The sequence below is a fragment of the Mycobacterium sp. BK086 genome, assembly GCA_004362315.1.
Classification (GTDB): domain Bacteria; phylum Actinomycetota; class Actinomycetes; order Mycobacteriales; family Mycobacteriaceae; genus Mycobacterium.
In genome coordinates this window covers 18,973-41,436 of record SNWL01000006.1, presented here as the reverse complement: position 1 = coordinate 41,436, position 22,464 = coordinate 18,973, and the positions used below count along the sequence as shown (strand labels likewise).

The following is a 22,464-nucleotide window of genomic DNA, read 5'->3' as shown; positions in this document are numbered from 1 at the left end:
CCTCCTGTGTGAGCCGCGGTTCGTCTTGTATGGCCATCGTGCAGTCTCCCCCTAGGGCAAGGTCAACATTGCGGCGAGAGTGCCGGCCCGGCTTGACCCTCCCCCTAGGGGAAGCTCCACCGTGGGGCCATGACCAACGAATGGGATGCACTCCCGGATAACACCAAGACGTTTCTGACCGCACTCGACGCCCGAGAGGTCGACCGAGCGCTCGCCACGTTCACCCCGGACGCCGTCGTGACCGACGAGGGCCGCGACTACACGGGTCGTGACGAGATCGGCGCGTGGCTGACCGCCGCGGCCGCCGAGTACACCTATACGACGGAGTTCATGGGTGCGACTGCGACCGACACGACCGTCGAGGCCAGGCAGCACCTCGAGGGCGACTTCCCCGGCGGGGTCGCCGACCTGCGCTACCGCTTCGCGCTGGACGGCGCACTGATCAGCCGATTGGTGATCGAGCCATGACGCGTCGATGGTTCATCACCGGTGGCACGCCCGGCGGCTTCGGAATGGCGTTCGCCGACGCGGCGCTCGAGACGGGGGACCGCGTAGCACTCACGGCTCGCCGTCCTGAGGAGCTGCTGGCGTGGGCGGACCAGTACGGCGACCGCGTTCTCGTCCTGCCGCTGGATGTCACTGACGCCGCACAGATTTTGCGCGCGGTGCGCGCGGCCGAGGAGCGCTTCGGCGGGATCGACGTGCTGGTCAACAACGCTGGCCGCGGCTGGTACGGATCGATCGAGGGGATGGACGAGTCCTCGGTGCGGGCGATGTTCGAGCTGAACTTCTTCGCGGTGTTGTCCGTGACGCGCGCGGTGCTGCCGGGGATGCGCGCCCGCGGGGACGGGTGGATCGTCAACGTGTCCTCGGTTGCCGGGCTCATCGCTGCACCCGGATTCGGCTATTACAGCGCGACGAAGTTCGCCGTCGAGGCTGTCACCGATGCGCTGCGCGACGAGGTTGCCGCGCAGGGCATCTCCGTGTTGGCGGTCGAACCGGGAGCGTTCCGCACGAACGCCTACGCCGGGTTCGCGAACGAGCCCATCACGGAGGCGATTCCGGACTACCACGACATGCTGGAGCAGGTACGCGCCTCTTTTGTCGAGCAGGACGGGACGCAACCTGGCGATCCGCGCCGCGGTGTCCGTGCGGTGATCGCGGCGATGGCCCAGGATCCGCCTCCGCGTCGGCTGGTCCTGGGCAGTGGCGGATACGACGCCGTGGTCGATGCACTGCAGCAGAGCCTGGCCGACATCCGGGCGAACGAAACACTCTCTCGTGGAGCCGATTTCCCGGCCTAGTTCTCGGGGAGCACGAAACGGGCGGCGTTGTGATCCGCGCGATCAGCGCCTCGGCAACGGGCCCGCCAATCCGCGCGGCAGTGTGTCCCACAGCCATCGGACAGCGGAATCTATCTCGTCGTACTCGAGCGCTTCTCCGTCGCGCGCCTGGTACCGGGCGGACTCGGTGAAGCCCTTGATGCGGCTGAGTATCCCGCCGTCGATACGCAGGATCTGTCCGGTGAGCCAGGATGATTCGGGTGACTGCAACCAGGCCACGACAGGCGAGCTGCGTGACGGGTCCAGCGCCGGGTCGTCCGGCCTGCCGGCGAAGAGAACATCGGTCATGCGGGACCGTGCGAGCGGTGAAATAGCATTCACTGCAACGCCGTAGCGCTGTGCCTCCATGGCAGTGATGAGCGTGAGATTGGCGATCGCGGCCTTCGCGGCGCCGTAGGCAGCCTGACCTACGTTTCCCCAGAGGCCGGAACCGGAGACGGTGTTGACGATATGGGCGTCGATCTGGCGGCCCGCTTTGGCCTCGGCCCGCCAATAGGCGCAGCTGTGGTGGGTGACGGCGAATGTGCCTTTGAGATGAACAGCGATGACGCTGTCCCAGTCCGCCTCGGTTGCGCTGGCGACCAGCGAGTCTCGCAGGATGCCAGCATTGTTCACGATTCCGGTGAGGGTGCCGAAGGTCTGAACCGCGGTTTCCACCATGTCGGCGGCATCGCTCCACGAGGCCACTGAGCCGGTGTGGGCGATAGCGCGGCCGCCGGCCGCAGTGATTTCGGCCGCCACTGCTTCCGCGGGTCCGGGACCGGCGGCCTGCTCGCTACCGTCGCGGGCTACGCCCGGATCATTCACGACAACGGCGGCCCCGAGGCTTGCCAGTGTGAGGCAGTGGCTTCGGCCGATTCCGCGACCCCCGCCGGTCACGAGAACCACACAGTTGCGAAGCGATGTATTCATCGACGTCCTCCCGGATATTCAGTGGCGTATGGCGGCCTCATCGCGGCTCTTTGGGCATGCGAAGCAGGCGTTCACTCAGGATGTTTCGCTGGATCTCGGCGGTGCCGCCCAAGATTGTCTGCGCACGTCCCACGAGCATGGCGTGCACCAGTTCGGCGCCATCCTCACTCCCGGGCTCGGTGCAGGCGTCGGTGCCCAACGCATCAGTGGCGAGATCACAGAGGTCTCGATCAGTTTCCGAAGTCATGATCTTGAGTACCGAAAAGGCCGGCGAGGCCATATCTTCGCCGGCGACGGCGCGCTGCCAGGTAAATCGGAGCAGCCACATCCGGGCCCAGATCTTGGTCATGGTGCGAGCCAGGACGGGATCCAGTCTGCCGCGCTTGCGCGCTGCTTCGACGATGCGTTGGTGGCGTTTGAACATCGCCACCGCCTGGCAGCCCAGAGTGAGTCGTTCGCGGCTCAGGGTCAACATCGCGATGCTCCAGCCTTGGCCGACGTCGCCGATCAGTGCATCTGGTTGCAGCGCAACCTCGTCGAGGAAGACTTCATTGAACTTGCTCTCGCCGTCGATCTGTGTGATGGGACGGACCGTGATGCCTGCCGCGTCCATCGGCACGATGAACATGCTCAAGCCGCGATGGCCGTCCGGACTGGTACGGGCGAGCAGAATGCCGTACTCGGCCGACATTGCTCCAGAGCTCCAGACCTTTTGTCCGGTAACCCGCCAGCCATCCGGTGTTCGTTCGGCCTTGGTGCGCACAGCGGCCAAGTCGGATCCGGCACCCGGTTCGGAGAACAGCTGAGTCCAGATGTCGTCGCCGAGCCGGATCGGTTCGAGGTAGCGCTGCCTCTGCGTATCGGTTCCGTAGTTGATCAACACCGGCCCGACGAGATCTATTGCAGTCATTGCTAATTGGCGCGGCACGTCGGCCCGGGCGCATTCTTCGGCAAAGAGCGCCTGGACCGGGACCGGAGCGTCGGACCCTCCGTACTCGGTGGGCCAGTGCAGACCGGCATAGCCGTGCGCGGCCAGATACTGGTGCCATTGCCGACCGGGCTGCACATCGTCGGGTGTGGGAGTGGGCCCGTAGTTGCGCAGACCCGTTGGGCGAGGTGATTCGCTGAGGAATTGACGAATCGTGCTTCGCATTTCATCGAGATCACACGCGTCGGTGTCAATCATTGTGTGGCGATGTCCTTATGCAGCATTGTCAGTGGTCGGTCAGTGCACGCCGGCGGCGACCGAGATGCGGTCCCAGTGCTGCGCCGGTGTACCGAAGAGAACTTCGTCGGTTCTGGCCCGCTTCAAGTAGAGGTGCGCCGAGTCCTCCCATGTGAAGCCGACGCCGCCGTGTATCTGCAGGTTCTGGTGCGCGACATTGCGTAGCGATTCCGAACACACGGCTTTGGCCATGCTGCAACGCCATTCGACTTCGGCCGCCGAACCCAGCGAGTCGTCGTCGACAGCTTCGAGTGCGGCTTGGCACGCCGAGCGCGACATTTCCAGTTCCACCAGCAGGTCGGCGCAACGGTGTTTGATCGCTTGAAAGCTGCCGATGGCTCTGCCGAATTGCTCTCGGGTGTTGGCATATTCGACCGCGATCTCCAGTGCTCGCTCGTTGGCACCGACCTGTTCGGCCGCCAGAATCGCGATTGCCTGATGCATGCGGCGCTCGATGATTGTGTCCACTGGCTGCGTTGGATTGAGTCGGGTGCCGTGGGCGTTGTCGAACCGAACCGTCGCCATCGGTCTGGTCGGATCCAGAACCCGTTCGGGGAGAACGGTTACCGCGGATTGAGCGGCTGAGACGAGGTAGACCCCGGCTTCGCCGTCCGTGCTCGCGACGACGACGAGGTGCTCGGCAGCACCGCCGTGTAGGACATGTCGGGCGACTCCGCTCAGTCTTGCTCCGGGTTCGCCGTCCGTCACCGCGGCCATGGCGATGGCGCCGCGGTGCCAGAGTCCGCCGTCCTCGGTGAGCACGGCGGCCGCCGTGTGTTCGCCGTCGAGCAAGGCCTTAAGAATGTCACCGCCGACTCCCGGTGCGTCCGGGTTGTCGCAGTCGATGAGCAGTCCGGTTGCCAGTACCAGCGATGCGACAAACGGCACCGGTGCCAGGGATCTGCCCAGTTCATGGGCGACCGCACTCAACGCGGCAGTGCCATAGCCGGCCCCGCCGGCGTGCTCGGGCACCGCGATCGTGGCGATACCGACTTGCTGGCACAACAATCGCCATAGCTGCGCGTCGAATCCTCGTACCCGTAGGTCAGGGAATTGGTAGCTCACCTCACGGACCCGGTCCAGCGTGGCGAACCGCTCACAGGTCAGCCGGGTGGATCGTCCCAGTTCCTGCTTCTCGTATGCGGTCAGGCTGTTCATCAGCTGGTTCTTGGCATGGTCGTGGACTCCCTCCGTAATAAGGTATATATATAACGTGTTGATCGATTACGCAACGGCTCAACACCTCTGCGGCCTGCCCGCCGGGCTCGCAGACGCTATCTAGCTAAATAGTTATATGTATAGTGTTGCACTGCACACTGCAGACCCATAGAGAGGCAGGCCGTCGGTGGATCGATCTCCATACCGACCACAGCGTTCGTTGAAGGATCGTGTTGTCGTCGTGACCGGCGCCAGCCGGGGGATCGGCCGGGCGATCGCGATCCGTGCCGCCTCCGATGGCGCGAACGTTGCCCTGTTGGCCCGGACCGAAACTCCGAACCCCAAGATCGACGGCACTCTGGCTGAGAGCGCTCAAGCGGTGCGCAACGCCGGAGGCCGGCCGTTGGCGATCGGCTGCGATGTGCGTGACCCAGAAGCCGTCAGCACGGCCGTGGACGAGATCGCGGCGGCTTTCGGTGCGATCGACGTCGTTGTCAACAACGCAGGCGCGCTCGATCTCAGGAAGACGCCCGCGCTCGCCCCGAAGGTCTTCCGGCGCTTGCTGGCGGTCAATGTCGAAGGCCCATATGCGTTGGTGCACAGTGCGTTGGCGCATCTACGCAAGTCGGACAACGCCCACATTGTGAACGTCTCACCGCCGTTGAACCTGGCGCCGGAATGGTTGGGCGCACATGTCGCCCACACGGTGGGCAAGTATGCCGAGAGCTTGTTGACCGTCGGGTGGGCCGAGGAATTCGCATCGATACCGATCGCAGTCAATGCGCTGTGGCCGGAGACGACGGTCGCGAGCACGGGGTTGATGGTCGCGATGGGCGCCGACGTGGTCCGAGCTCAGGCTCGGGACACCCAGATCATGGCCGATGCGCTGCATGCGTTGGTCACGCGCCCCGCGGCGGAATGCACGGGGCGCTTGCTTACCGACGCCGAGGTGCTCCTGGAGGAAGGCATCGACAGCTTGGATGACTACCGGCTCGCAACGAGCGAGGACGATCTCGTGCCCAACTTCTACCTCGCCGATCGGCCGGCCTCCTCCTGATCGGCGCCGGTGCTGCCGGCATTGACTCTGGGTCTTAGACCATTTAGACCTATTAGGAATACCCTCGTGAGAAGTCTCCGGCGGATTACCCCTGTTAGAGGCGCTATGTCGGGCGAGTGCCGACGCGATTTCAGTCGAAACCGCGGATTGTTTTATACCTGCTAGTAATATAGGCTCGGCCGACAACAGGTGTTCTGGTGCCGGCTAAGACGGAGGGAACCATGGCGACTGAGCTGCAGGAATGCGCGGCGAGCGGGATTGATCGTGCCGATCTCATCCTGACGGCGTTCGACGGTCCCAGCGAACTCACGCTCTCGCAGATTGCCCGGCGCACGGGTGTTCCCCGTTCATCCGCGCACCGCATGCTCGAAAAACTCGTGAAGTTGCGGTGGATCCGCCGCGACGGGCACCGGTATCAGTTAGGACTGCGCCTGCTGGAGTTGGGATCGCTTGTGGTGCAGCAGGATCAACTGCATGCGGCGGCATTGCCACACATGCGGGAGCTGCGGCGGTTGACGGGTCTGACCGTCCACCTTGCGGTATTGCAGCGTACGGACGTGCTCTATCTGGAGAAGCTCGAGGGACTGGTGGATGCCGGTATCGACACCCGGGTGGGTGGTCGGCGGCCCGCGGCGCCGACCAGCGTCGGAAAGGTTCTGCTGGCCAACTCGCTGGACCAATGGTGCGATCCCGTTGCGGCTGCGCATCCGCATACTTCACCCACCCGGCAGGAGCTGGCCGCGATTAGACAGCGCGGAGTCGCGTTCGATCGGGGCGAGGCGATTCCACGAATCGGCTGCGTGGGCGCACCGGTGGGCGTGAAAGGCGATGTCGTCGCGGCGATCTCCATCTGTGGCGCGCTGGATCAGATGTCGATGAACGAGCAGACGATCCACCTGGTGCGAAGGACCGGCGCGATGATCTACACCAAGCTCGGTCGTCGTGCGATAGCGATTTGATGACCGAGATTGCGTGCAGTGACTGCGAGAACGTGGTGCTGGTCGAGCGGTACACCGACAACCAGATGTGTGTGCAGTGGCAGGGCGATGCCGAGGCCATCTGCATCGAGTTCGCGCGCAGAGCAGCGAAAGGGGAACGCAGCATGGTGATTCCGAGCTGTCGCACGCTACGAACCTCCATCGAGCTCAACATCGCCAACTTGGTAATAAGGGTGGCGCCGCACCGGGGCAGCGAGTCGGAACTCTTCGGCGACGAGGCGACCTGATCGATGAACGCCACACCCACCAACGTCACGATCCGGCTTGCCGGCCAGGAACATTGCGCTGCGTGGCCGCGCGGCACCGTTCTGCTTGATGCGCTGACCCAGGCTGGTATCGACGTCCCATACTCGTGCGGCGAAGGCTCCTGCGGTGCCTGCGTCTGTCGGATCCTCAGGGGCACAGCAGAGATGAAGGACAACCAAATCTTGGACGCCGCTGATCTGGCCGAAGGATACGTGCTGGCATGCCAGGCGGTGACAACGTCTGACGACGTGGTGGTGACCTACGATGACTGATGACGCAGTGGTGCGATACGACGTCGCTGACCGCGTCGCTGTCCTGACGGTGAACGATCCGGATCGCCGCAACGCGGTCACCCATGAGATGTCGGCGCAACTCTGTACTGCCCTCGCCCGCGCGGAATCTGATGAGGGAGTTCACGCAATCGTCGTCACCGGAGCCGGTGCCGCATTCTGCGCGGGTGGCGACCTCGCGGTGCTCAGCCGCGCAACCGAAGACGATCTCGAGCGCCTCTATGCGGGTTTCATGGCCATAGGCAGGTCGATTTTGCCGACAATCGCAGCGGTCAACGGCGCCGCGGTTGGAGCCGGATTGAACCTCGCCATGGCCGCCGATGTTCGAATCGCAGGCCCGCGTGCCGTTTTCGATGCTCGCTTTCAGAAGCTGGGGATCCACCCCGGCGGCGGTGCGACGTGGATGCTGCAACGAGCTGTCGGCCCGCAGGTCGCTCGGGCGGCGTTGTTGTTCGGCGCCCGCTTCGACGCACAGGATGCGGTTCGATATGGATTGGCATTGCGTGTCGACGACGATCCTCTCGCCGGTGCGATTCAACTGGCCGCGGGTCCGGCCGGGGCGCCCCGTGATGTCGTGCTCGCCACCAAGGCCTCGATGCGAGCCACGGCAATACCCGGATTCCTGGATAGCGATCATCACCTGAGTGCGAAGGACATTGAGATCGGTCCCCAGGTGGCGTCTTTACAATCGCCGAGTTTTGCGGCCCGGCTTGCGGGACGGTGACTTTCATGGCAGCGGGTACGACGAGACGAAACTCGGATAGCTGATTTTCAGATTGGTGGTGACATGTCTGGCTCTGTCAACCGTGGAAAGCGTTCGGTGGCAAAGGTGGCGGCGACGGCTGCGATGTTGAGTTCGGCGGGTGTATTCCTTTCCAGTACCGCCCACGCGGATGCCATCGCTTATCTGGTGAATGTGACTGTCCGTCCGGGCTATAACTTCAGCAGTGCTGACGATGCGTTGTCGTACGGGCGAGGCATTTGTGACCAGATCGGGCAGGGCGTTTCCTACGCGCAGCTGGTCATCGACAACAAGCAACACTTCGACACCTCTGACGACTTCCAGGCGTCGTATCTGATCACCCAGGCCGCCAACGAACTCTGCCCCGCGAACATCTGGCAGCTGCGGAACTCCGCGGCCGGCTACCGGCTCGCACCAACCTGAATGCGAAGGACGGATCACCAATGATCTACGGCAGGCCGATCGGAGTCTGTTGCGCTGTCTTGTTTCCATTGTGCGCGGCCGTGCCGGCAGCGCACGCGGACAACAGGCGACTCAACGAGAGTGTTGTCGCCAACGTGTACGCGGCCCAGCACCAAGCCGGATGCACCAATGACGTCAGGGTGAACCCGCACCTGCAGCGCGCCGCACAGGTGCACACCGACGACCTGATGACCAATCGGTCCCTTGATAGCGATATCGGATCAGACGGATCGACACCTCAACACCGTGCCGACGCGGCCGGCTTCCGAGGCACAGTCACCGAGACCGTCGCCATCAATCCATCCTTGGCCATCAATAATCTCGACGTCCTTCATCAGTGGTTCGCCGATCCGAGAGCGGTCGCGATCATGCGGGACTGCGCCAATACCCTGATGGGAGTGTGGTCGGAAAACAGCCTGGACCGCAGCGTCCTGGTTGCGGTCTACGGACACCCGGCCTAGGTCTCTCCCTTTCGCGTGCCGGTCCAGCCATCTAGGCGTGTTCCGGTCGCACCGTCCCACAGGTCGGCGCCCGCGACACAGGTACGCATCGTGGCCGCGCCCAGGCGGCGGGCATAGTGATTCGTGCTGCCGTATTCGGTGAGCCAGGTGCGTGCTCGGGTCGTGGACAACCACAAGTCGTGCTCGAGCGTCACGCCGATGGCGCCGTGCAGCTGGTGAGCCGTGGTCGCCACGCTGTCGACCACCTGGCCGAGCGTCACCTTCGCCGCCGTGACGGCATAGTCGGCCTGGGGGCTGCCGAAGCCGTGGTCAGCGGCGGCCGCCACCGCGAGAACCACTGCTGCGCGGGCACGTTCGAGCTCTCCGGCAAGATGCGCGAGCGAATGCTGAACCGCCTGAAACGCGCTCAGCGGGCGTCCGAACTGACGACGTTGCTGGGTGTAGGCCACCGTGAGCTCGCTTGCTGCGTCCAATGCTCCGATGATCTGCACGCAACGCGCCCACGCACCCCGCCGAATGAGCTCCTCTGCCAGCATGCCGTCGACCACCGAGAATGCCGATTCTTGGACATCGAACGACACCGAGGGGCGAGGCTCTCCCGCGAGGTTGTAGTCGGAAGTGGTTGTCACAGAGTCGAGTGCGGCGACAAGTAACTTGTCGCGGTGACGTATACCGAGGATGACCGTCGCGATCCCGCCCCACGGGACTGCGGTCACTGTTCCCTCGAATCGGCCCGCGCGTCGTTGGTAGTCCTCTGGCTCGGCTATCCCGACCGTCAACGCGTCGTCCACTGACACCGGGAGATCGGCGACGGTCGCCAGCCAGCCGCCGATGACATCTGTCTCCGCGATAGGCACTGCGCCGCTGTATCGGGCCACGCCGTGCAACACAACCGCCGCGTCTGGAGGACTGGCACCCGCATCAGCGGAACTCGTCAGTCGAGTCAGACCGGCGTCGACCAGAGACTGCCACAGCACCGCATCGAACATCTGGGGCCGTCGCGGCCGTTCGCCGTGAGCTGGAGCGGAACGGAAACACACATCCTTGACCAGTGCCCGCAATTCGGCATGTTCGTCGCCGTGATCTTTGGACTTACTATGGCCGGCGACTCCGCTGCCCAACCATGCCGCTGTCATCGCAATCCCATCCCGCGGGCGACTACGCCGCGTAACACTTCGTTGGTTCCACCGCGCAACGTGAACATCGGCGCGTGAAGACGCGCGACCATCAGCATCCGAGCGATGTCGTCGCCCGCCTCGCCCAGCGATTCGACTGTCTCCGCGAGGTCGGCCGCCAATTCGACCGACTGCTGTTCGAATCGAGTCCCCAGATCTTTGACCAGCGCAGCGCGCAGAGTCGCGTCGGCTCCTCGGGTGAGAGTAGTGGCCACGGCGAACGATAGCTGGCGAAGTGAAATCACCTTCGCCAGAAGATGTCCCACATCGGCGGCTGTGCCGGCATCGGCGGAATGGTGCGAGATCGCGCGGATGATGGCAAGAAGCAATGGCGATGTGGAGAGAAACCGCTCTGGACCGCTGCGCTCGAAGGACAGTTCGGCGGTGACCTGATGCCATCCGCGTCCGACCTGGCCGAGAACGGCGGTGTCGGGAACGTGGACGTCGTCAAAAGCCACTTCGTTGAAGTGGTGTTCGCCCGACATCTGCAGGATGGGACGCACCGTGATTCCCGGTGTTTCGCGGGGGACGAGGAACTGGCTGAAGCCAGCGTGGCGCTCGGCGGCATCGGGGCCGCTGGTGCGGGCAAGTACGACCAACTCGTGGGCGTGGTGCGCGCCACTGGTCCAGGACTTTGTCCCGTTGATCCGCCAGCCGCCGTCGACTGCGGTGGCGCGGCATTGCGCGGCAGCGAGATCGGAGCCTGCGATGTCCTCGCTCATTCCGATCGCCAGATAGCAACGGCCGGAGGCAATTTCCGGGAGAAGCCGGCTTCGCTGGTCTTCGCTGCCGTACGCCAACAGAGCCGGCGCGACCTGACGATCGGCGAACCAATGCGCGGCGACAGGCGCCCCCGCGATGAGTAGTTCCTCGGTGACCACGTAGCGGTGGAGATGGCTCAAGCCGTGGCCACCGTAGTTCCGCGGGATCGTCAGCCCGACAAACCCGGCGGCAGCAAGGCGGACGCTGAACCGCGGGTCCCAGGCGCCGAGCCAGCCATCGACGGCCGGCAGCCACCCGAACTGTTCCCGGTCAGCGATCAAAAATCGGCGGATACCGGCACGCAGAGACTTCAACTCGGCGTCGTTGGCGCAGAATGCGTCGAACGTGCTCACCGTAGCGATTTCCCGGTCGACGGCCGCTCCGAGGGATTCATGACTTGCCACATAATAAGCTAACTATATACCCTATTGCTCGGAATCCGGATATGCGATCGAGGTGGAATCGTGGCGCAAGCCAGCGTGAGAGTTGAGTCGATCGGCACCTACCTGCCGCCGTGGCACACCCAGGGTGACAAGGGAATCCGACGCGTTCGAGGCCACGACGAGGATGCGCTGACGATGGCCGTGGCGGCGGGCAGGGCGGCGGACCCACACGGGACCGCGCAGAGGGTCGTCTTCGTTTCGCGCGACTTCCCGCTCATCGAAGGCGGTAATGCCGCGGTGTTGTTGGCCGGGTTGTCCTTGGGTGCGGACCTGCCGGTGGCAGAGGTCCTCGGAAACGGGCCGGCTGTGATCGATGAGATCCTCGCCGCACGCCCGGGCACCCTTGTCATCGCCGCCGACGATTCGCCAACCGCGGCGGGGGCGGGTGCCGTACTCGTCGGCGACCGGGGCGCAGCGCTGACGTTCGTGGCCCGGCACACTGGCAGCCTGCCCGTCATCGCACGCCGGTCCGACGGAACCGAACACCGGTACCGCGATCCCCGGTTGCAGCGAGAGGTGGGAGTCAGGTCGGCGCTGGGGCGTCTAGGCTTGGCTGCCGACTCAGCAGTCGTCGCAATATGTGGTGCTGCACAAGCAGATCTGGGCTCGACGATCAAGACGGGTAACGCTGCCGCGGATCCGAAACCATCCGCGGCTGGGATGGTCCGCGTGCTGGCCGACGCGATCGAAGCTGACATGGCGGGGCTCGTCATCGGGTTGGAGCAGGCTTGCATCACCGTCGCTGACCTGACCCCCGGTGCGGTACGCATCTGCCGGGACGAGCGCGACAGTATCGCGGTGCCGGCAAGCCGTTCCACCGCTGGCAACGGCATCCCCATCTCGCTCGCCGCATACGCGCGGGCATTCGATCCCAAATTGCGTTGGGAAGCAGCGGTATTCGATGAGCAACCAGGAATCGATGCCCAGCCGCAGTTTCCGCCGCGAGCCAGGGTGAGTTCCACCGGCGTACTGGCAAGCGATTACCGGCGCCAGCCGCTGCCGCGCACCGGAACGGTGTACAGCCACACCACGATCTCCCTGCCGGTTCCGGATCTGCACAGTCCGTACTCGTTGGCGTTGGTGGCACTCGACGACAGTCCGGTGCGGGTACTGCTCAAGGTCACCGGAGTTCCGGCGGGCCAGATTCTGATCGGGGAGCCCGGTTCGATCGTCCTGCGCAAGATCGCCACTCGCGCAGGAATACCCGACTACGGGCAGGCTTTCTTGCCGCTGCATGCCGCAGCGAGTGCTGCTACTGAACGGAAGGTACTGGCATGAGACGTGTCGCCATCGTGGGTGCGGGGATGACCCCGTTCGCCGAGCACTTCGAACTGGGTATCAAGGATCTGATCCCGCAGGCCTACGCCGACTGTGTCGGCAGCGTTGACAAGGGCATCACGAAATCCGAGATCCAGGCCGCGTGGATCGGCGAGCTCTCCACCACCGACGGTTTTCCGGCCGGGATTCTCGCCGACACGCTCGACCTCGTCGACATACCTGTCACGCGCATTGAAAATGCCTGTGCAACAGGCAACGATGCGATTCGCAATGCCAGCCTCGCGATCGCCTCCGGCTACTGTGACGTAGCCCTGGTGGTTGGTGCCGACAAGGTGAGGGAAACGTCCACAGACGGCACGTTCTGGGAGTGGTCGGCGATGACCAGGGACACCGCGTGGGACTTTCCGCTCGGTCTCGTGGCGCCCGCCAACTTCGCACTCCACGTGAACCGCTATCTGCATGAGTCACCAGCCACGAAAGAACATATGGCGATGGTGGCGGTGAAGAACCACTTCCATGCACTGCGCAACCCGAAGGCTCAGCTGCGGTATGAGATCACCGTTGAACAAGTACTGGCGGCGCCGATCATCGTCGAGCCGTTCGGGTTGTACGACTGCACCCCTCAGAGCGATGGTGCGGCCGCGGTCATCTTGGTCGCCGACGAGCTGACCGATCGCTACACCGACCGGCCCGTGTGGGTGCGCGGCGTCGGGCTCGGCATGGATCGGGTTATGCATCAACATAAGTCCGACCTGACCAGCTTCGCGCCGTCGGTCAAGGCCGCGAAAGCCGCGATGACGATGGCCGGCTGCGTGCCGGCGGACATCGACGTCGCCGAACTGCATGACTGCTTCACTGGAGTCGAATTGATCACCTACGAGGATCTCGGGTTCGCCGACCGCTTCGAGGCCTACAAGTTGGTCGAACAGGGCGATCACTACGTGGGTGGTCCAATCCCGGTGAATCCGAGTGGCGGACTGAAGGCCAAAGGCCACCCACCGGGCGCGACCGGCGTCGCGCAATGCTACGAACTGTTCAACCAACTTCGAGGCCAGGCCGAGAATCAGGTCGACGGTGCCCGAGTTGCACTGGCACACAACATTGGTGGCCCAACCGCGGTGTCAGCGGTCACGGTGCTCTCCAGCGTCAAGGGTTAGGTCAGTCCAGAAGGTCGACGACGGTGGATGATTCGGAGCCGGCTAGCACGTACTCCTCGGCCTTGACAAGGTGCCGATGCCACAATTGGGCGGCCTCGTCGGCGTTGCCCGCCTTGATCAGCTCGAGAACCATTGCGTGGGTCTTCGCCGAGCGTCGCAGCGCCCGGTCCGCGCGGGCCCCCTCTGTCGGTTGCATCGACCGATTCGCCTTCTCGATGATGTGGTGAAGCATTTCGGACAGCATCTGGAGCGTCTGATTTCCGGAGAGTCGCGCGATGGCTGCGTGAAACCCCGTCTGGTTCGCGAAGCCTTCTTCGCCGGTGGGTTGGTTGCCCTCCTGCGCCACGATCGCCTCGAGTTCGGCGATGACCGCTGGATCGCGGTCCTTGGCGAGCTGCGCCACGATCGGGGTCTCGAGGACCGCACGCGCGTCGTAGACATCACGCAGTGTGACGCCGTCGTACTGCAGAAGCAGGCCCGCGTAACCGGCGAGTGTTTCCCGGGTCGGTCGCGTCACGCGGGCGCCGCCGCGCACCCCGCGTTCCATCTCGATCAGCGACTGTGATTCCAGAATGCGGAATGCTTCGCGGAGAGTGGGGCGTGAAACTCCGAACTGCGCCATGAGCTCAGCTTCGGGCGGAAGCTTTGTGCCCTCGGGAATTTCCCCGCGAATGAACATCTTTCGCAGTACATCGGCAACCCGACCAGACATCTTGGGCTCGCGAAGACTGCTGACCTCCATCGCGGGTCCTCCGTTGCGTGACAAGAGCGAATGGGTAATACAACTAACCATATTACAGACCGCTATTGCCGGCGCCTGTGCGTCAGTCGTTGCGCGCCGTCAACACCAGGTCACGACGGTGGGGACCGCCGCGTCCGGGCCCTCCTCCGCGAAGAACGTCTGAGCCAGTGCCGCTTCGAGGTGTCGATACGAGCCGAGCAGGGCGTCGAGGTGAAATCCGCGTTGAACGTAGCGGTGAAGTCGGTGCTCCGCAGTCAGGCCGATCGCGCCGCACACCTGCATTGCCACATCGGACATGAACCGGTGCGCTCGGCCGGCTGACGCTTTGGCAATCGACGCGGCGAACTCGTCGCCCCGGTCGCGCGCCTCATTGCGCAGAGCGCGCGCACCTTCCAGTGCTACCGACGCTTCGGCCAGAGCATGGCGCGGTGACTGGTATGCGCCGACCGGCGAGCCGAATTGCACTCGGCTGCAGGCATGTTCGATGGCGATGTCCAACATCGACTCCGTCAGGGTGAGAAGCTCGGTGGCCAGCGCGCCATGAGCCGCACGAACCGCTGATCGCCACGGACCAGTCGCGTCCACAACCGGATCTATCGTCCCACTGACGTATGTCCAGCACACCGAGGCATCAAAGGTGTCGAACCGCCGCCGGTGCAGTGCGTCGAGGTCGGTGGTCCCGATCAAGACCGTGTTCGCTGGCCCAGCGACCGGGACTGCGACCCGGCCGGTCACGGTCCCGGTCGCGATGCCTTCGACGTGCGGTGCGGTGCCTGTCGGGGAGGGTCCGTCGGCGATCGTGGGCAGGATGAGTCCGTCGACGCGCTCAGGAAGAACCCCGGCCAGCTCTCGCAGCATCAGACGATCCAGGCAGTCGGTGTGAGCCAGTGACTTGGCCTGAGCCCGAAGCAGCAAATCGTCGCACGCCGAAGCGGGATAGGCGCCTTCGATATCCGACCAACCGAGTTCGGTCAGCCGATCGTGCAAAGCAACGGGAACACCGGCGCCTTCAGCGGCAATCTGATCGAAGATGCGAAAAACCTCGGCCTCGATCATCGGCCAGGATTCGTCGATCGCTGTCGTGGTCACTTCGTCTCCTTTGGCAGCCCGAGAACGTGATCGGCGATGATGGACTTCTGTATCTCTGCCGTTCCGCCCATGACGGTGGCGGCCCGGGTGTACCACCAATGGGCCCGCGCCTCATCGACCGCGTGATTGCCCGCCGGATCGGGTGACGCGATCATCCAATCGCGCCGGACGTCCAACACCAGATCGTTGATGTCCTTCTCGACCTTGCTGAACAACAGCTTGTCCACACTGCTGGCGGGCCCCAGTGCCACCCCGGCGGCCAGCTGACGCACGGTCGCGGCGCCACGCGCTGACGCGGCCATCGCCGCCACGTACACCTGACCGAACCGCTCCTTCTCCGCAGCGCTCGCGCCGTGCCGAACCATGGCGGTCCGCAGCCGGCTCAGTTGGGCGCGACCGGCCGATAGCACTGCGTAACCGTACATTCCACGTTCGTACTGCATCAGGTACATCGCCACCGCCCAGCCGGCCCCGAGATCGCCGACCAATCTCTCGCGGGGAATGCGGACATCGTCGAAGAACACCTCCGCGAGTTCGCGGCGCCCACTCGCGAGCGCGATCGGGCGGACCGTCACACCCGGTGTGTTGGCATCCACCAGCACCATCGTCAATCCACGGTGCCGGCTGTCGGCATCGCCCGTTCGGACCAGGACCAGGAAACGCGTGGCGGTCGACCCTTGACTGGTCCAAATCTTCTGGCCGTTGATGACAAACCCACCGGCTCCGTCGTCGAGGGCCCGGGTTCTCAGGGCGGCGAGGTCGCTCCCGGCCTCGGGTTCGGAAAAGCCCTGTCCCCACCACTCGCGACCGCGGAGGTAGGCACCGAGGTGCTCCTCGGCCAACTGCGGAGCGAAACGGATGAGTGCGGGGCCCAGCGTCTCCAGCGTCCACTGCTGATCGGGTACCGGAAGCAAGGCGGTTGCGAGTTCGTCATAGAAGACCGCGCGATGAATCTCGTTGCCGCCCAATCCACCTGTCCACTCAGGCCAACCGTAGCGATTCCAGCCGTCGGCGTGCAGTCGCGCGAGGATCTGGCCGTGCGCGGCAAGGATTTCTTCGGAGGTGCCGGCGGCGGTACCGCGCCATTGATCGGCCCAGTCCAGCTCGGTGAGATAACGGCGCAAGTCGCGCTGGAAGGCTGCGGTATCGGTGGCGTAGTGGCCGGGCCCATCCCCGGTCGCCCCGACAGTGTCTCGCGTCATCGGGCTCCTCGAGTTTGATGGTGTAGCGCTATGGACTAAAGAGTTAAACAGTTGTCTATAATACGACACGGCGTGGATGCCACGTATCTGTCGACCGCCTACCGGGAAGGTGGTTTGCGGCCAACATCCAACGGTGGAAACTGTTCTTGCACAACTTGGTTGCTGCTGGATGTTAAGGAGTGACGATGCTGCTGGCCACCCGCCGGTCTGATGTCGACTATCTAGCCGCGGGGTATTGGGAGGAACGCACGGTGTCTTCGTTCCTCGACCGCGCCGCGTCATCGGCGCCCGACCAGATCGCGGTGCGAACCGGCGGCGGCGATATCACCTACCGGCAACTCCGCGACGATGTCAACGCTGTGGCCGCGGGATTGACGATGCGCGGTGTGCACCGGCATGACGTGGTCACGGTGATGTTGCCGAACTGGCATGAGGCGGTGCCGGCGATTCACGGAGCGACGTGGGCGGGTTGTGTGGTGAACCCGGTGGTCACGACCTACCGGCGCGCGGAGCTTTCCTTCATCCTCGACCAGTCGGACTCTCGTGCGGTGGTCATTCCACACGTCTTTCGAGGATTCGACTACGTCAAGATGTTGTCCGAGGTCACGTCGACCATGGCTCGGCCACCCTTGGTCGTCGTCGTCCGTCCCCAAGGTTCCTTACCGGCTGGGTTCATCGGTTTCGACGAGTTGGCCGCAGGCGCCGGACCCGTCAACGCCGTGGGCGACCCAGCAGACATCTGCTTGCTGCTGTACACATCGGGAACAACGTCGCAACCCAAAGGTGTTCTGCACAGCCATCAAACGGTGCTGTGGGAAATGCGGTCGATCATTCGGGAATTCACTCTCGGGCACGACGACCGCTTCTTCATGGCCTCACCGGTTGGACACCTCACGGGAATCGTCTACGGCATCTATCTGCCGACGCTGCTGAGGCAAAGCGTATCGCTTCTCGACGTCTGGGATGCGAGCGCGGCGGCAGGGATCATCGAGCGCGACCACTGCCGGGTGAGCCTTGGCGCGACGCCGTTCCTGCACGGGCTGGTGGATGAATACCGGCGTCGAGGTACCGGTTCCAGTCTGAAGTTGTTCTTGTGCGGCGGCGCCGATGTCCCGCCGGATCTCGTGGCCCAGGGAACACACGTGCTGGACGCATTGGTCACTCGCACTTACGGTTCGAGCGAGATGCCGACGTACAGCGTGTCGGGTCCGCACGCGACTCTCGAACTGTGCTCGACGACAGACGGGACGCCTCTGAGCCCGTCGAGCGGCCACTTGATCAACGAGAAAGATGGTGTCGGCGAGCTTGTCGTCCAAGGGCCGGAGCTTTTTCTCGGCTATCTCGACGCGGGCCTCAACGCGTCCGCGTTCACCGACGACGGGTACTTCCGTACCGGAGATCTGGCGAGTGTCAGCGATTCAGGCGCCATCACGGTCCGTGGGCGACTGAAAGACATCGTCATTCGAGGTGGAGAGAACATCAGCACCCTGGAAGTCGAGAACCACCTTCGCCAACACCCGGATATCTGCGATGTCGCAGTGATCGGCTACCCCGACGACCGGATGGGAGAGCGGGTCGCGGCCATTCTCATTTTGTCAGAGGGTGTTTCGCCAGACAACATCGCAGCCGTCGACTTCCTCAAGGCACGCGGACTGGCGGCGCACAAATGCCCGGAACGGATCGTGGCCGTGGCCGAGCTGCCGTACACCGCGAGCGGCAAGGTTCACAAGCAACTACTACGGCAACAGATGTCGGGCGGCCTGGTTTAGCGCGGCCGGCCGCGATTCGGCGGGGCGTCGGGTTCGCCGTCGAGCTCGCCCGACAGCGGAGGGGCCTGGAACCAGTCGGGGACGGTGCCGGTGTCTTTGAATCGCGCAACGGCTAGATCCAAGTCTTTCAGCAGTTCTTGCGCCAGGGTGCGCTCCGCGGCGTAATAGCGTTCGGCCCAGCGCAGCGAGATCCAGACGTAGGCGAAGAACGGATCGCTCGCAGCGACCTGCGCGTAGTGCGCGGCCTGCCGCGATTGCAGGTCTGACCGCTCGATGTATTCGGTGAGCATTTGCTCAAGGTTTTCACGCGCATTGAAATTGCCGAGCATGACGCGCATGAGCATCGGATGCTTGAGAACCGGCATCTCGACGGGCGCATTTCTCGACCAGCTACGAAGCGCCTGCCGCCCTGATTCGGTAATTCGGTAGAGCCGCTTGCTGCGTGACTTCGATTCGTCGGTGGTGTCCTCGCGCGATGCTACGAGGCCCATTTCTTCTAGGCGCTTGAGCTCGGAGTAGACCTGACTGAACGAGGGATGCAGGTAGAAGAATCCCGGGCCGAAATCAGCCCACTTCTTCAGCTGGTATCCGGTCAGCTCGTTACTGTAGGAAACGATCCCCAGCACGGTCCAGCCGTTCGCTGTGAGGGACGGGTATTCGTCCTCCGCAGGGCGTACTTCAGTCATTGGGTAACCTTATACTGCGGCATTGCCCGCTGTACATCGGCCATTCCATGTTTCATGTACCGAAATATGTTTGGGTGGAAGGTATCTCGCGCATTGAAATACCTGACTCAAGTGCGCGTGACAAATTCGGAGACGACGCGTTCGAAATCCTGTTTGCGCTCGACCTGAGCCCAGTGCCCGCAGTCGGAGAACACGTGGAGCTCCGCTTTCGGCAATTGGCGAAAGGGGAAGAGCCCACCTTCGTAGGGCAGCATTCGATCGTCGCGACCCCAGATCAGCAACGTGGAATGGTAGATCTCGCGGGCCCGTGCCCACAACGGTGGCAGAGTATTGAGCGCCGGGTTGTCAAAGGTCGCGAAGATCTCCGCGGTGGTGGCCACGACATTGGGGCGCATGGCATTTGCCATCCGTTCGTCGATGAGCTCGTCGGTGATCAAAGATCTGTCGCTGACCATTGTCTCGACCCACGCCACCATTCGTTCTCGACTGGGTGCTGCCAGAAACTCGAACAGACGACGTGCACCCTCGCTGAGCGCGGGCGAAAACGAGTTCACCGCAAGTCCACCCGGGCCCATCAAGACCAAGCGGCGTACACGGTGCGGGTGAGCCAGCGCGAATTCGGCAGCGACGTTGCCGCCCATCGAATTACCGACGATGTCGATGCAGTCGATGTCCAGATCGTCGAGAAACGACCGGATCGCATCGGCGGCGACTCGGGAGTAGGCGTCCGTCCACGGGACAGGCGCGCTCGCACCGAAGCCGGGCATGTCGGGGCACAGTGTCCGGAAGGTCTGCGCGAACACGGGCAGGTTGGCTGCGAAGTTGGACCATGCGCTGACGCCGGGACCGGACCCATGCAGCAGCAACAGGGGCGACCCGTCACCGGCTTCGTGGTAGTGCATTGGATAGGCGCCGGACGTCTGCCGACTGGTGGCCTCGTAGCTGAGCAATTGAGATGGCACAAGACTCCGTTCACACGCTCGATACTGCCGAATCGAAGCTACTGATTCGCCTGCGCAGGGGAAATCACGTTTCCGGCTGGCGGGAAAACGATTGATTCCACGTACCCGCTCCTGCCTAGCATGATCACGAGCTACGCCCTTGCGATCAGCGCGACGACACTGAGTCGTCGCGACGGCGATATGCCACGAACGGAGCCAGCCCCCATGACAATTCGTCGCGACGTGTTGGCACCTGCGCAACTCGGGCCGATAAGTCTGCGCAATCGCGTCATCAAGGCCGCGACGTTCGAAGGGATGACACCGGGTGCGCTCGTCTCGGACGCACTGATTGACTATCACCGGGCCGTCAGTGCCGGCGGTGTCGGGATGTCGACGGTGGCCTATCTTGCGGTGGCGCCCGAAGGGCGCACCGAGGATGGACAGATCTGGATGCGGCCTGAAGCGTTACCGGGGCTGCAGCGGTTGACCGATGCCATCCACGCCGAGGGGGCCGCGGCCGCCGCGCAAATCGGCCATGCGGGGGCAGTCGGAAATCAAGCGCTGACCGGATACCGGGCGCTGGCACCGTCGATCCTCGTCAACCCATTGAGCTTGAAGATGGTCAAGGCTGCCACCCGCGCCGATATCGAGCGCATCCGGCTGGCACACGGTGCGGCCGCACGGATGGCCGCCGATATCGGCTTCGATGCAATCGAAATCCACTTCGGCCACAACTATTTCACCAGCTCGTTCTTGAGCCCGCTGCTCAATCGGCGGCGCGACGAGTACGGCGGGTCACTGGCCAATCGTGCGAGAGTCGCGCGCCAGACGGCCGAGACGGTACGGGCCGCGGTCGGGTCGCGCTGTGCGGTGCTCGCCAAGATCAACATGGACGACGGCGTCATGGGCGGACTGCACATCGACGAGGCGATCCAGACGATCAAGTGGCTCGAGGAAGACGGCTCGCTCGATGCTGTCGAACTGACCGTGGGCAGTTCGCTGATCAACCCGATGTATCTGTTCCGGGGCGAGGCGCCGATCCGGGAATGGGGGGAAGCGATGTCCCCGCTGGTTCGGTTGGGGTTGAAGCTGTTCGGGGGACTGTTCCTGAAGGAATACCCTTTTCACGAGTTGTTCCTCCTGGCTCAGGCCCGGATGGTCAGGGCCGAAGTCGGGCTGCCTTTGGTACTCCTCGGCGGCGTCACCAACCTCGCAGCGATGAACCTCGCAATGGACGAGGGGTTCGACTTCGTCGCGATGGCCCGCGCGTTGCTTCGCGAGCCCGATCTCATCAACCGGATCCACAGTGATCGCATGACGCCGTCGTTGTGCATCCACTGCAACAAGTGCATGGCGACGATCTACCGCGGGACGCGGTGCGTGGTCACCACGCCGGCAGCGAGATGAGCAGTGGTGGGAACAGTGAATAGTGCTGGTAAGGAGCCGATCTCAGCCGCGGTCATATTTGAGCGGCTCGACAACGGTGTTGCGGTGATCTCGCTCAACCGGCCCGAAGCGGCCAATGCGATGAATCTGGAGCTGTTGACCGCGTTCCACACCGCGCTGTTGACGTGCCACGGATCACGAACGGTTCGGGCGGTGGTCTTGCGTGGGCTCGGCAGGAACTTCTGCGCCGGGGGAGATGTCAACGACTTCCTGGTACACAGTGGCGCACTACCCGATCACGTCAAAGAGGTATCCAGCTGGTTTCAGGCGGTGACAGCGGCGATCATCGCGCTCGACGTTCCCGTGATCGCCGCCGTCCAGGGTTACGCGGCCGGAGGCGGCGGCCTCGGGTTGGTGGGCAGCTGCGACTTCGTTCTCGCTGCGCGGACGGCGAAATTCAGGTCCGGTGCCATCGGCGTCGGGATGGTTCCCGACGGCGGGCTCACGGTCACCCTCACGCACCTCGTGGGGTTCCGCAAGGCGGTCGAGCTCGTCCTGGCCAATCCGACACTGGACGCCGACGAGGCCCAACGGATCGGTCTGGTCACCCGAGTCGTCCCGGACGACGATGTGTTCGATGAGGCGCTGGCGCTGGCGAATTCACTCGCCCAAGCACCACCGCTCGCTGTCGCCGAGGCCAAACGCCTGTTGTGGAACGGTCTGGGTTCGAGCGTCGCAGCTGCTTTGATTCAGGAGGCGAACGCCGAGGTTCGGCTGGCGGGAACGGCCGATTGCGTGGAGGGCCTGTCGGCCGTCGTGCACCGCCGCGAGCCTGTCTTTGACGGCCGCTGACCTCAGCTGCCACATCGAAACCTCAAACCACGCAGCGCCGTTCATCTGAGCCGACTCACCGTAATGCTCACGGCACCATCGCAACCAC

Annotated in this window: 24 protein-coding genes; 14 read left to right on the top strand and 10 right to left on the bottom strand. The window is 63.8% G+C overall.

Annotated features, from left to right (window positions below):
• Positions 1 to 129: 129 nt before the first annotated feature.
• On the top strand, positions 130 to 468 hold the full coding sequence (locus EV580_RS21120; RefSeq protein WP_133693251.1) for a nuclear transport factor 2 family protein: 339 nt from the start codon (positions 130 to 132) through the stop codon (positions 466 to 468).
• Positions 465 to 1,304, top strand: coding sequence for an SDR family NAD(P)-dependent oxidoreductase (locus EV580_RS21115; protein WP_133693249.1), 840 nt, complete (start codon positions 465 to 467; stop codon positions 1,302 to 1,304). Before EV580_RS21120 ends, EV580_RS21115 begins: the two co-directional genes overlap by 4 nt.
• Before the next feature lie 42 nt (positions 1,305 to 1,346).
• Here EV580_RS21115 and EV580_RS21110 read toward each other — a convergent pair whose 3' ends face one another.
• From EV580_RS21110 to EV580_RS21100, 3 genes are read right to left on the bottom strand one after another with little or no spacing between them, the layout of a single operon-like run.
• On the bottom strand, positions 1,347 to 2,255 hold the full coding sequence (locus tag EV580_RS21110) for an SDR family NAD(P)-dependent oxidoreductase (protein ID WP_133693248.1): 909 nt from the start codon (positions 2,253 to 2,255) through the stop codon (positions 1,347 to 1,349).
• A 37-nt stretch (positions 2,256 to 2,292) separates the two neighbouring features.
• Positions 2,293 to 3,441, bottom strand: coding sequence for an acyl-CoA dehydrogenase family protein (locus tag EV580_RS21105; protein WP_133693246.1), 1,149 nt, complete (start codon positions 3,439 to 3,441; stop codon positions 2,293 to 2,295).
• A gap of 39 nt (positions 3,442 to 3,480) precedes the next feature.
• Positions 3,481 to 4,638 (bottom strand): acyl-CoA dehydrogenase family protein, encoded by a 1,158-nt coding sequence (locus tag EV580_RS21100; protein ID WP_133693243.1) that lies wholly within the window; start codon positions 4,636 to 4,638, stop codon positions 3,481 to 3,483.
• Positions 4,639 to 4,858: 220 nt separating this feature from the next.
• On the opposite strand from EV580_RS21100, the gene EV580_RS21095 reads away from it, so the two are divergent.
• The 7 genes from EV580_RS21095 to EV580_RS21065 all read left to right on the top strand — a co-directional run bounded on the left by EV580_RS21095 (position 4,859) and on the right by EV580_RS21065 (position 8,894).
• On the top strand, positions 4,859 to 5,695 hold the full coding sequence (locus EV580_RS21095) for an SDR family oxidoreductase (RefSeq protein WP_133693242.1): 837 nt from the start codon (positions 4,859 to 4,861) through the stop codon (positions 5,693 to 5,695).
• Positions 5,696 to 5,916: 221 nt separating this feature from the next.
• Positions 5,917 to 6,654 (top strand): IclR family transcriptional regulator, encoded by a 738-nt coding sequence (locus EV580_RS21090; RefSeq protein ID WP_133693240.1) that lies wholly within the window; start codon positions 5,917 to 5,919, stop codon positions 6,652 to 6,654.
• On the top strand, positions 6,654 to 6,920 hold the full coding sequence (locus EV580_RS21085) for a hypothetical protein (RefSeq protein ID WP_133693238.1): 267 nt from the start codon (positions 6,654 to 6,656) through the stop codon (positions 6,918 to 6,920). Before EV580_RS21090 ends, EV580_RS21085 begins: the two co-directional genes overlap by 1 nt.
• Before the next feature lie 3 nt (positions 6,921 to 6,923).
• Positions 6,924 to 7,211 carry a 2Fe-2S iron-sulfur cluster-binding protein gene (locus EV580_RS21080; RefSeq protein WP_133693236.1) on the top strand — a complete coding sequence of 96 codons (288 nt, stop codon included), beginning with the start codon at positions 6,924 to 6,926 and terminating at the stop codon, positions 7,209 to 7,211.
• Entirely contained in the window at positions 7,204 to 7,953 is a 750-nt protein-coding gene (locus tag EV580_RS21075) for an enoyl-CoA hydratase (protein ID WP_133693234.1), read from the top strand. The genes EV580_RS21080 and EV580_RS21075 overlap by 8 nt, the downstream gene beginning before the upstream one ends.
• Before the next feature lie 123 nt (positions 7,954 to 8,076).
• Positions 8,077 to 8,394: a DUF732 domain-containing protein gene (locus tag EV580_RS21070; protein ID WP_133694107.1), complete on the top strand. Its 318-nt coding sequence runs from the start codon at positions 8,077 to 8,079 to the stop codon at positions 8,392 to 8,394.
• Between the two features lie 20 nt (positions 8,395 to 8,414).
• The gene (locus EV580_RS21065; RefSeq protein ID WP_133693232.1) at positions 8,415 to 8,894 is read left to right on the top strand and encodes a CAP domain-containing protein; all 480 of its coding nucleotides are present in this window, start codon (positions 8,415 to 8,417) and stop codon (positions 8,892 to 8,894) included.
• On the opposite strand, the gene EV580_RS21060 is transcribed toward EV580_RS21065, so the two are convergent.
• Positions 8,891 to 10,030, bottom strand: coding sequence for an acyl-CoA dehydrogenase family protein (locus EV580_RS21060; RefSeq protein WP_133693230.1), 1,140 nt, complete (start codon positions 10,028 to 10,030; stop codon positions 8,891 to 8,893). The genes EV580_RS21065 and EV580_RS21060 overlap by 4 nt on opposite strands.
• A complete protein-coding gene (locus EV580_RS21055) occupies positions 10,027 to 11,184 on the bottom strand; it encodes an acyl-CoA dehydrogenase family protein (protein ID WP_133693228.1) in 1,158 nt (385 codons plus the stop codon). Before EV580_RS21055 ends, EV580_RS21060 begins: the two co-directional genes overlap by 4 nt.
• Positions 11,185 to 11,295: 111 nt before the next feature.
• Here EV580_RS21055 and EV580_RS21050 point away from each other — a divergent pair, with 111 nt between their 5' ends.
• Together EV580_RS21050 and EV580_RS21045 are read left to right on the top strand one after the other, a co-directional pair.
• Entirely contained in the window at positions 11,296 to 12,552 is a 1,257-nt protein-coding gene (locus tag EV580_RS21050) for a Zn-ribbon domain-containing OB-fold protein (protein WP_286171725.1), read from the top strand.
• Positions 12,549 to 13,709 carry a thiolase family protein gene (locus tag EV580_RS21045; RefSeq protein ID WP_133693225.1) on the top strand — a complete coding sequence of 387 codons (1,161 nt, stop codon included), beginning with the start codon at positions 12,549 to 12,551 and terminating at the stop codon, positions 13,707 to 13,709. The genes EV580_RS21050 and EV580_RS21045 overlap by 4 nt, the downstream gene beginning before the upstream one ends.
• Before the next feature lies 1 nt (position 13,710).
• Here EV580_RS21045 and EV580_RS21040 read toward each other — a convergent pair whose 3' ends face one another.
• From EV580_RS21040 to EV580_RS21030, 3 genes are all read right to left on the bottom strand, one after another.
• A complete protein-coding gene (locus tag EV580_RS21040; RefSeq protein ID WP_133693223.1) occupies positions 13,711 to 14,451 on the bottom strand; it encodes a FadR/GntR family transcriptional regulator in 741 nt (246 codons plus the stop codon).
• Positions 14,452 to 14,550: 99 nt separating this feature from the next.
• On the bottom strand, positions 14,551 to 15,540 hold the full coding sequence (locus EV580_RS21035) for an acyl-CoA dehydrogenase family protein (protein WP_286171724.1): 990 nt from the start codon (positions 15,538 to 15,540) through the stop codon (positions 14,551 to 14,553).
• A complete protein-coding gene (locus tag EV580_RS21030) occupies positions 15,537 to 16,742 on the bottom strand; it encodes an acyl-CoA dehydrogenase family protein (protein WP_133693221.1) in 1,206 nt (401 codons plus the stop codon). Before EV580_RS21030 ends, EV580_RS21035 begins: the two co-directional genes overlap by 4 nt.
• Positions 16,743 to 16,927: 185 nt before the next feature.
• Here EV580_RS21030 and EV580_RS21025 point away from each other — a divergent pair, with 185 nt between their 5' ends.
• Positions 16,928 to 18,511, top strand: coding sequence for an AMP-binding protein (locus EV580_RS21025; protein ID WP_133693219.1), 1,584 nt, complete (start codon positions 16,928 to 16,930; stop codon positions 18,509 to 18,511).
• Here the strand turns inward: EV580_RS21025 and EV580_RS21020 are convergent.
• Both EV580_RS21020 and EV580_RS21015 read right to left on the bottom strand, forming a co-directional pair.
• Positions 18,508 to 19,197, bottom strand: a complete 690-nt coding sequence (locus EV580_RS21020) for a PadR family transcriptional regulator (RefSeq protein WP_133693217.1) — start codon at positions 19,195 to 19,197, stop codon at positions 18,508 to 18,510. The genes EV580_RS21025 and EV580_RS21020 overlap by 4 nt on opposite strands.
• Before the next feature lie 107 nt (positions 19,198 to 19,304).
• Positions 19,305 to 20,159, bottom strand: coding sequence for an alpha/beta fold hydrolase (locus EV580_RS21015; protein WP_286171722.1), 855 nt, complete (start codon positions 20,157 to 20,159; stop codon positions 19,305 to 19,307).
• Positions 20,160 to 20,363: 204 nt separating this feature from the next.
• On the opposite strand from EV580_RS21015, the gene EV580_RS21010 reads away from it, so the two are divergent.
• Positions 20,364 to 21,545: an NADH:flavin oxidoreductase gene (locus tag EV580_RS21010; RefSeq protein WP_133693215.1), complete on the top strand. Its 1,182-nt coding sequence runs from the start codon at positions 20,364 to 20,366 to the stop codon at positions 21,543 to 21,545.
• Between the two features lie 15 nt (positions 21,546 to 21,560).
• Positions 21,561 to 22,376: an enoyl-CoA hydratase/isomerase family protein gene (locus EV580_RS21005; RefSeq protein ID WP_286171721.1), complete on the top strand. Its 816-nt coding sequence runs from the start codon at positions 21,561 to 21,563 to the stop codon at positions 22,374 to 22,376.
• The last annotated feature ends 88 nt before the right edge of the window (positions 22,377 to 22,464 follow it).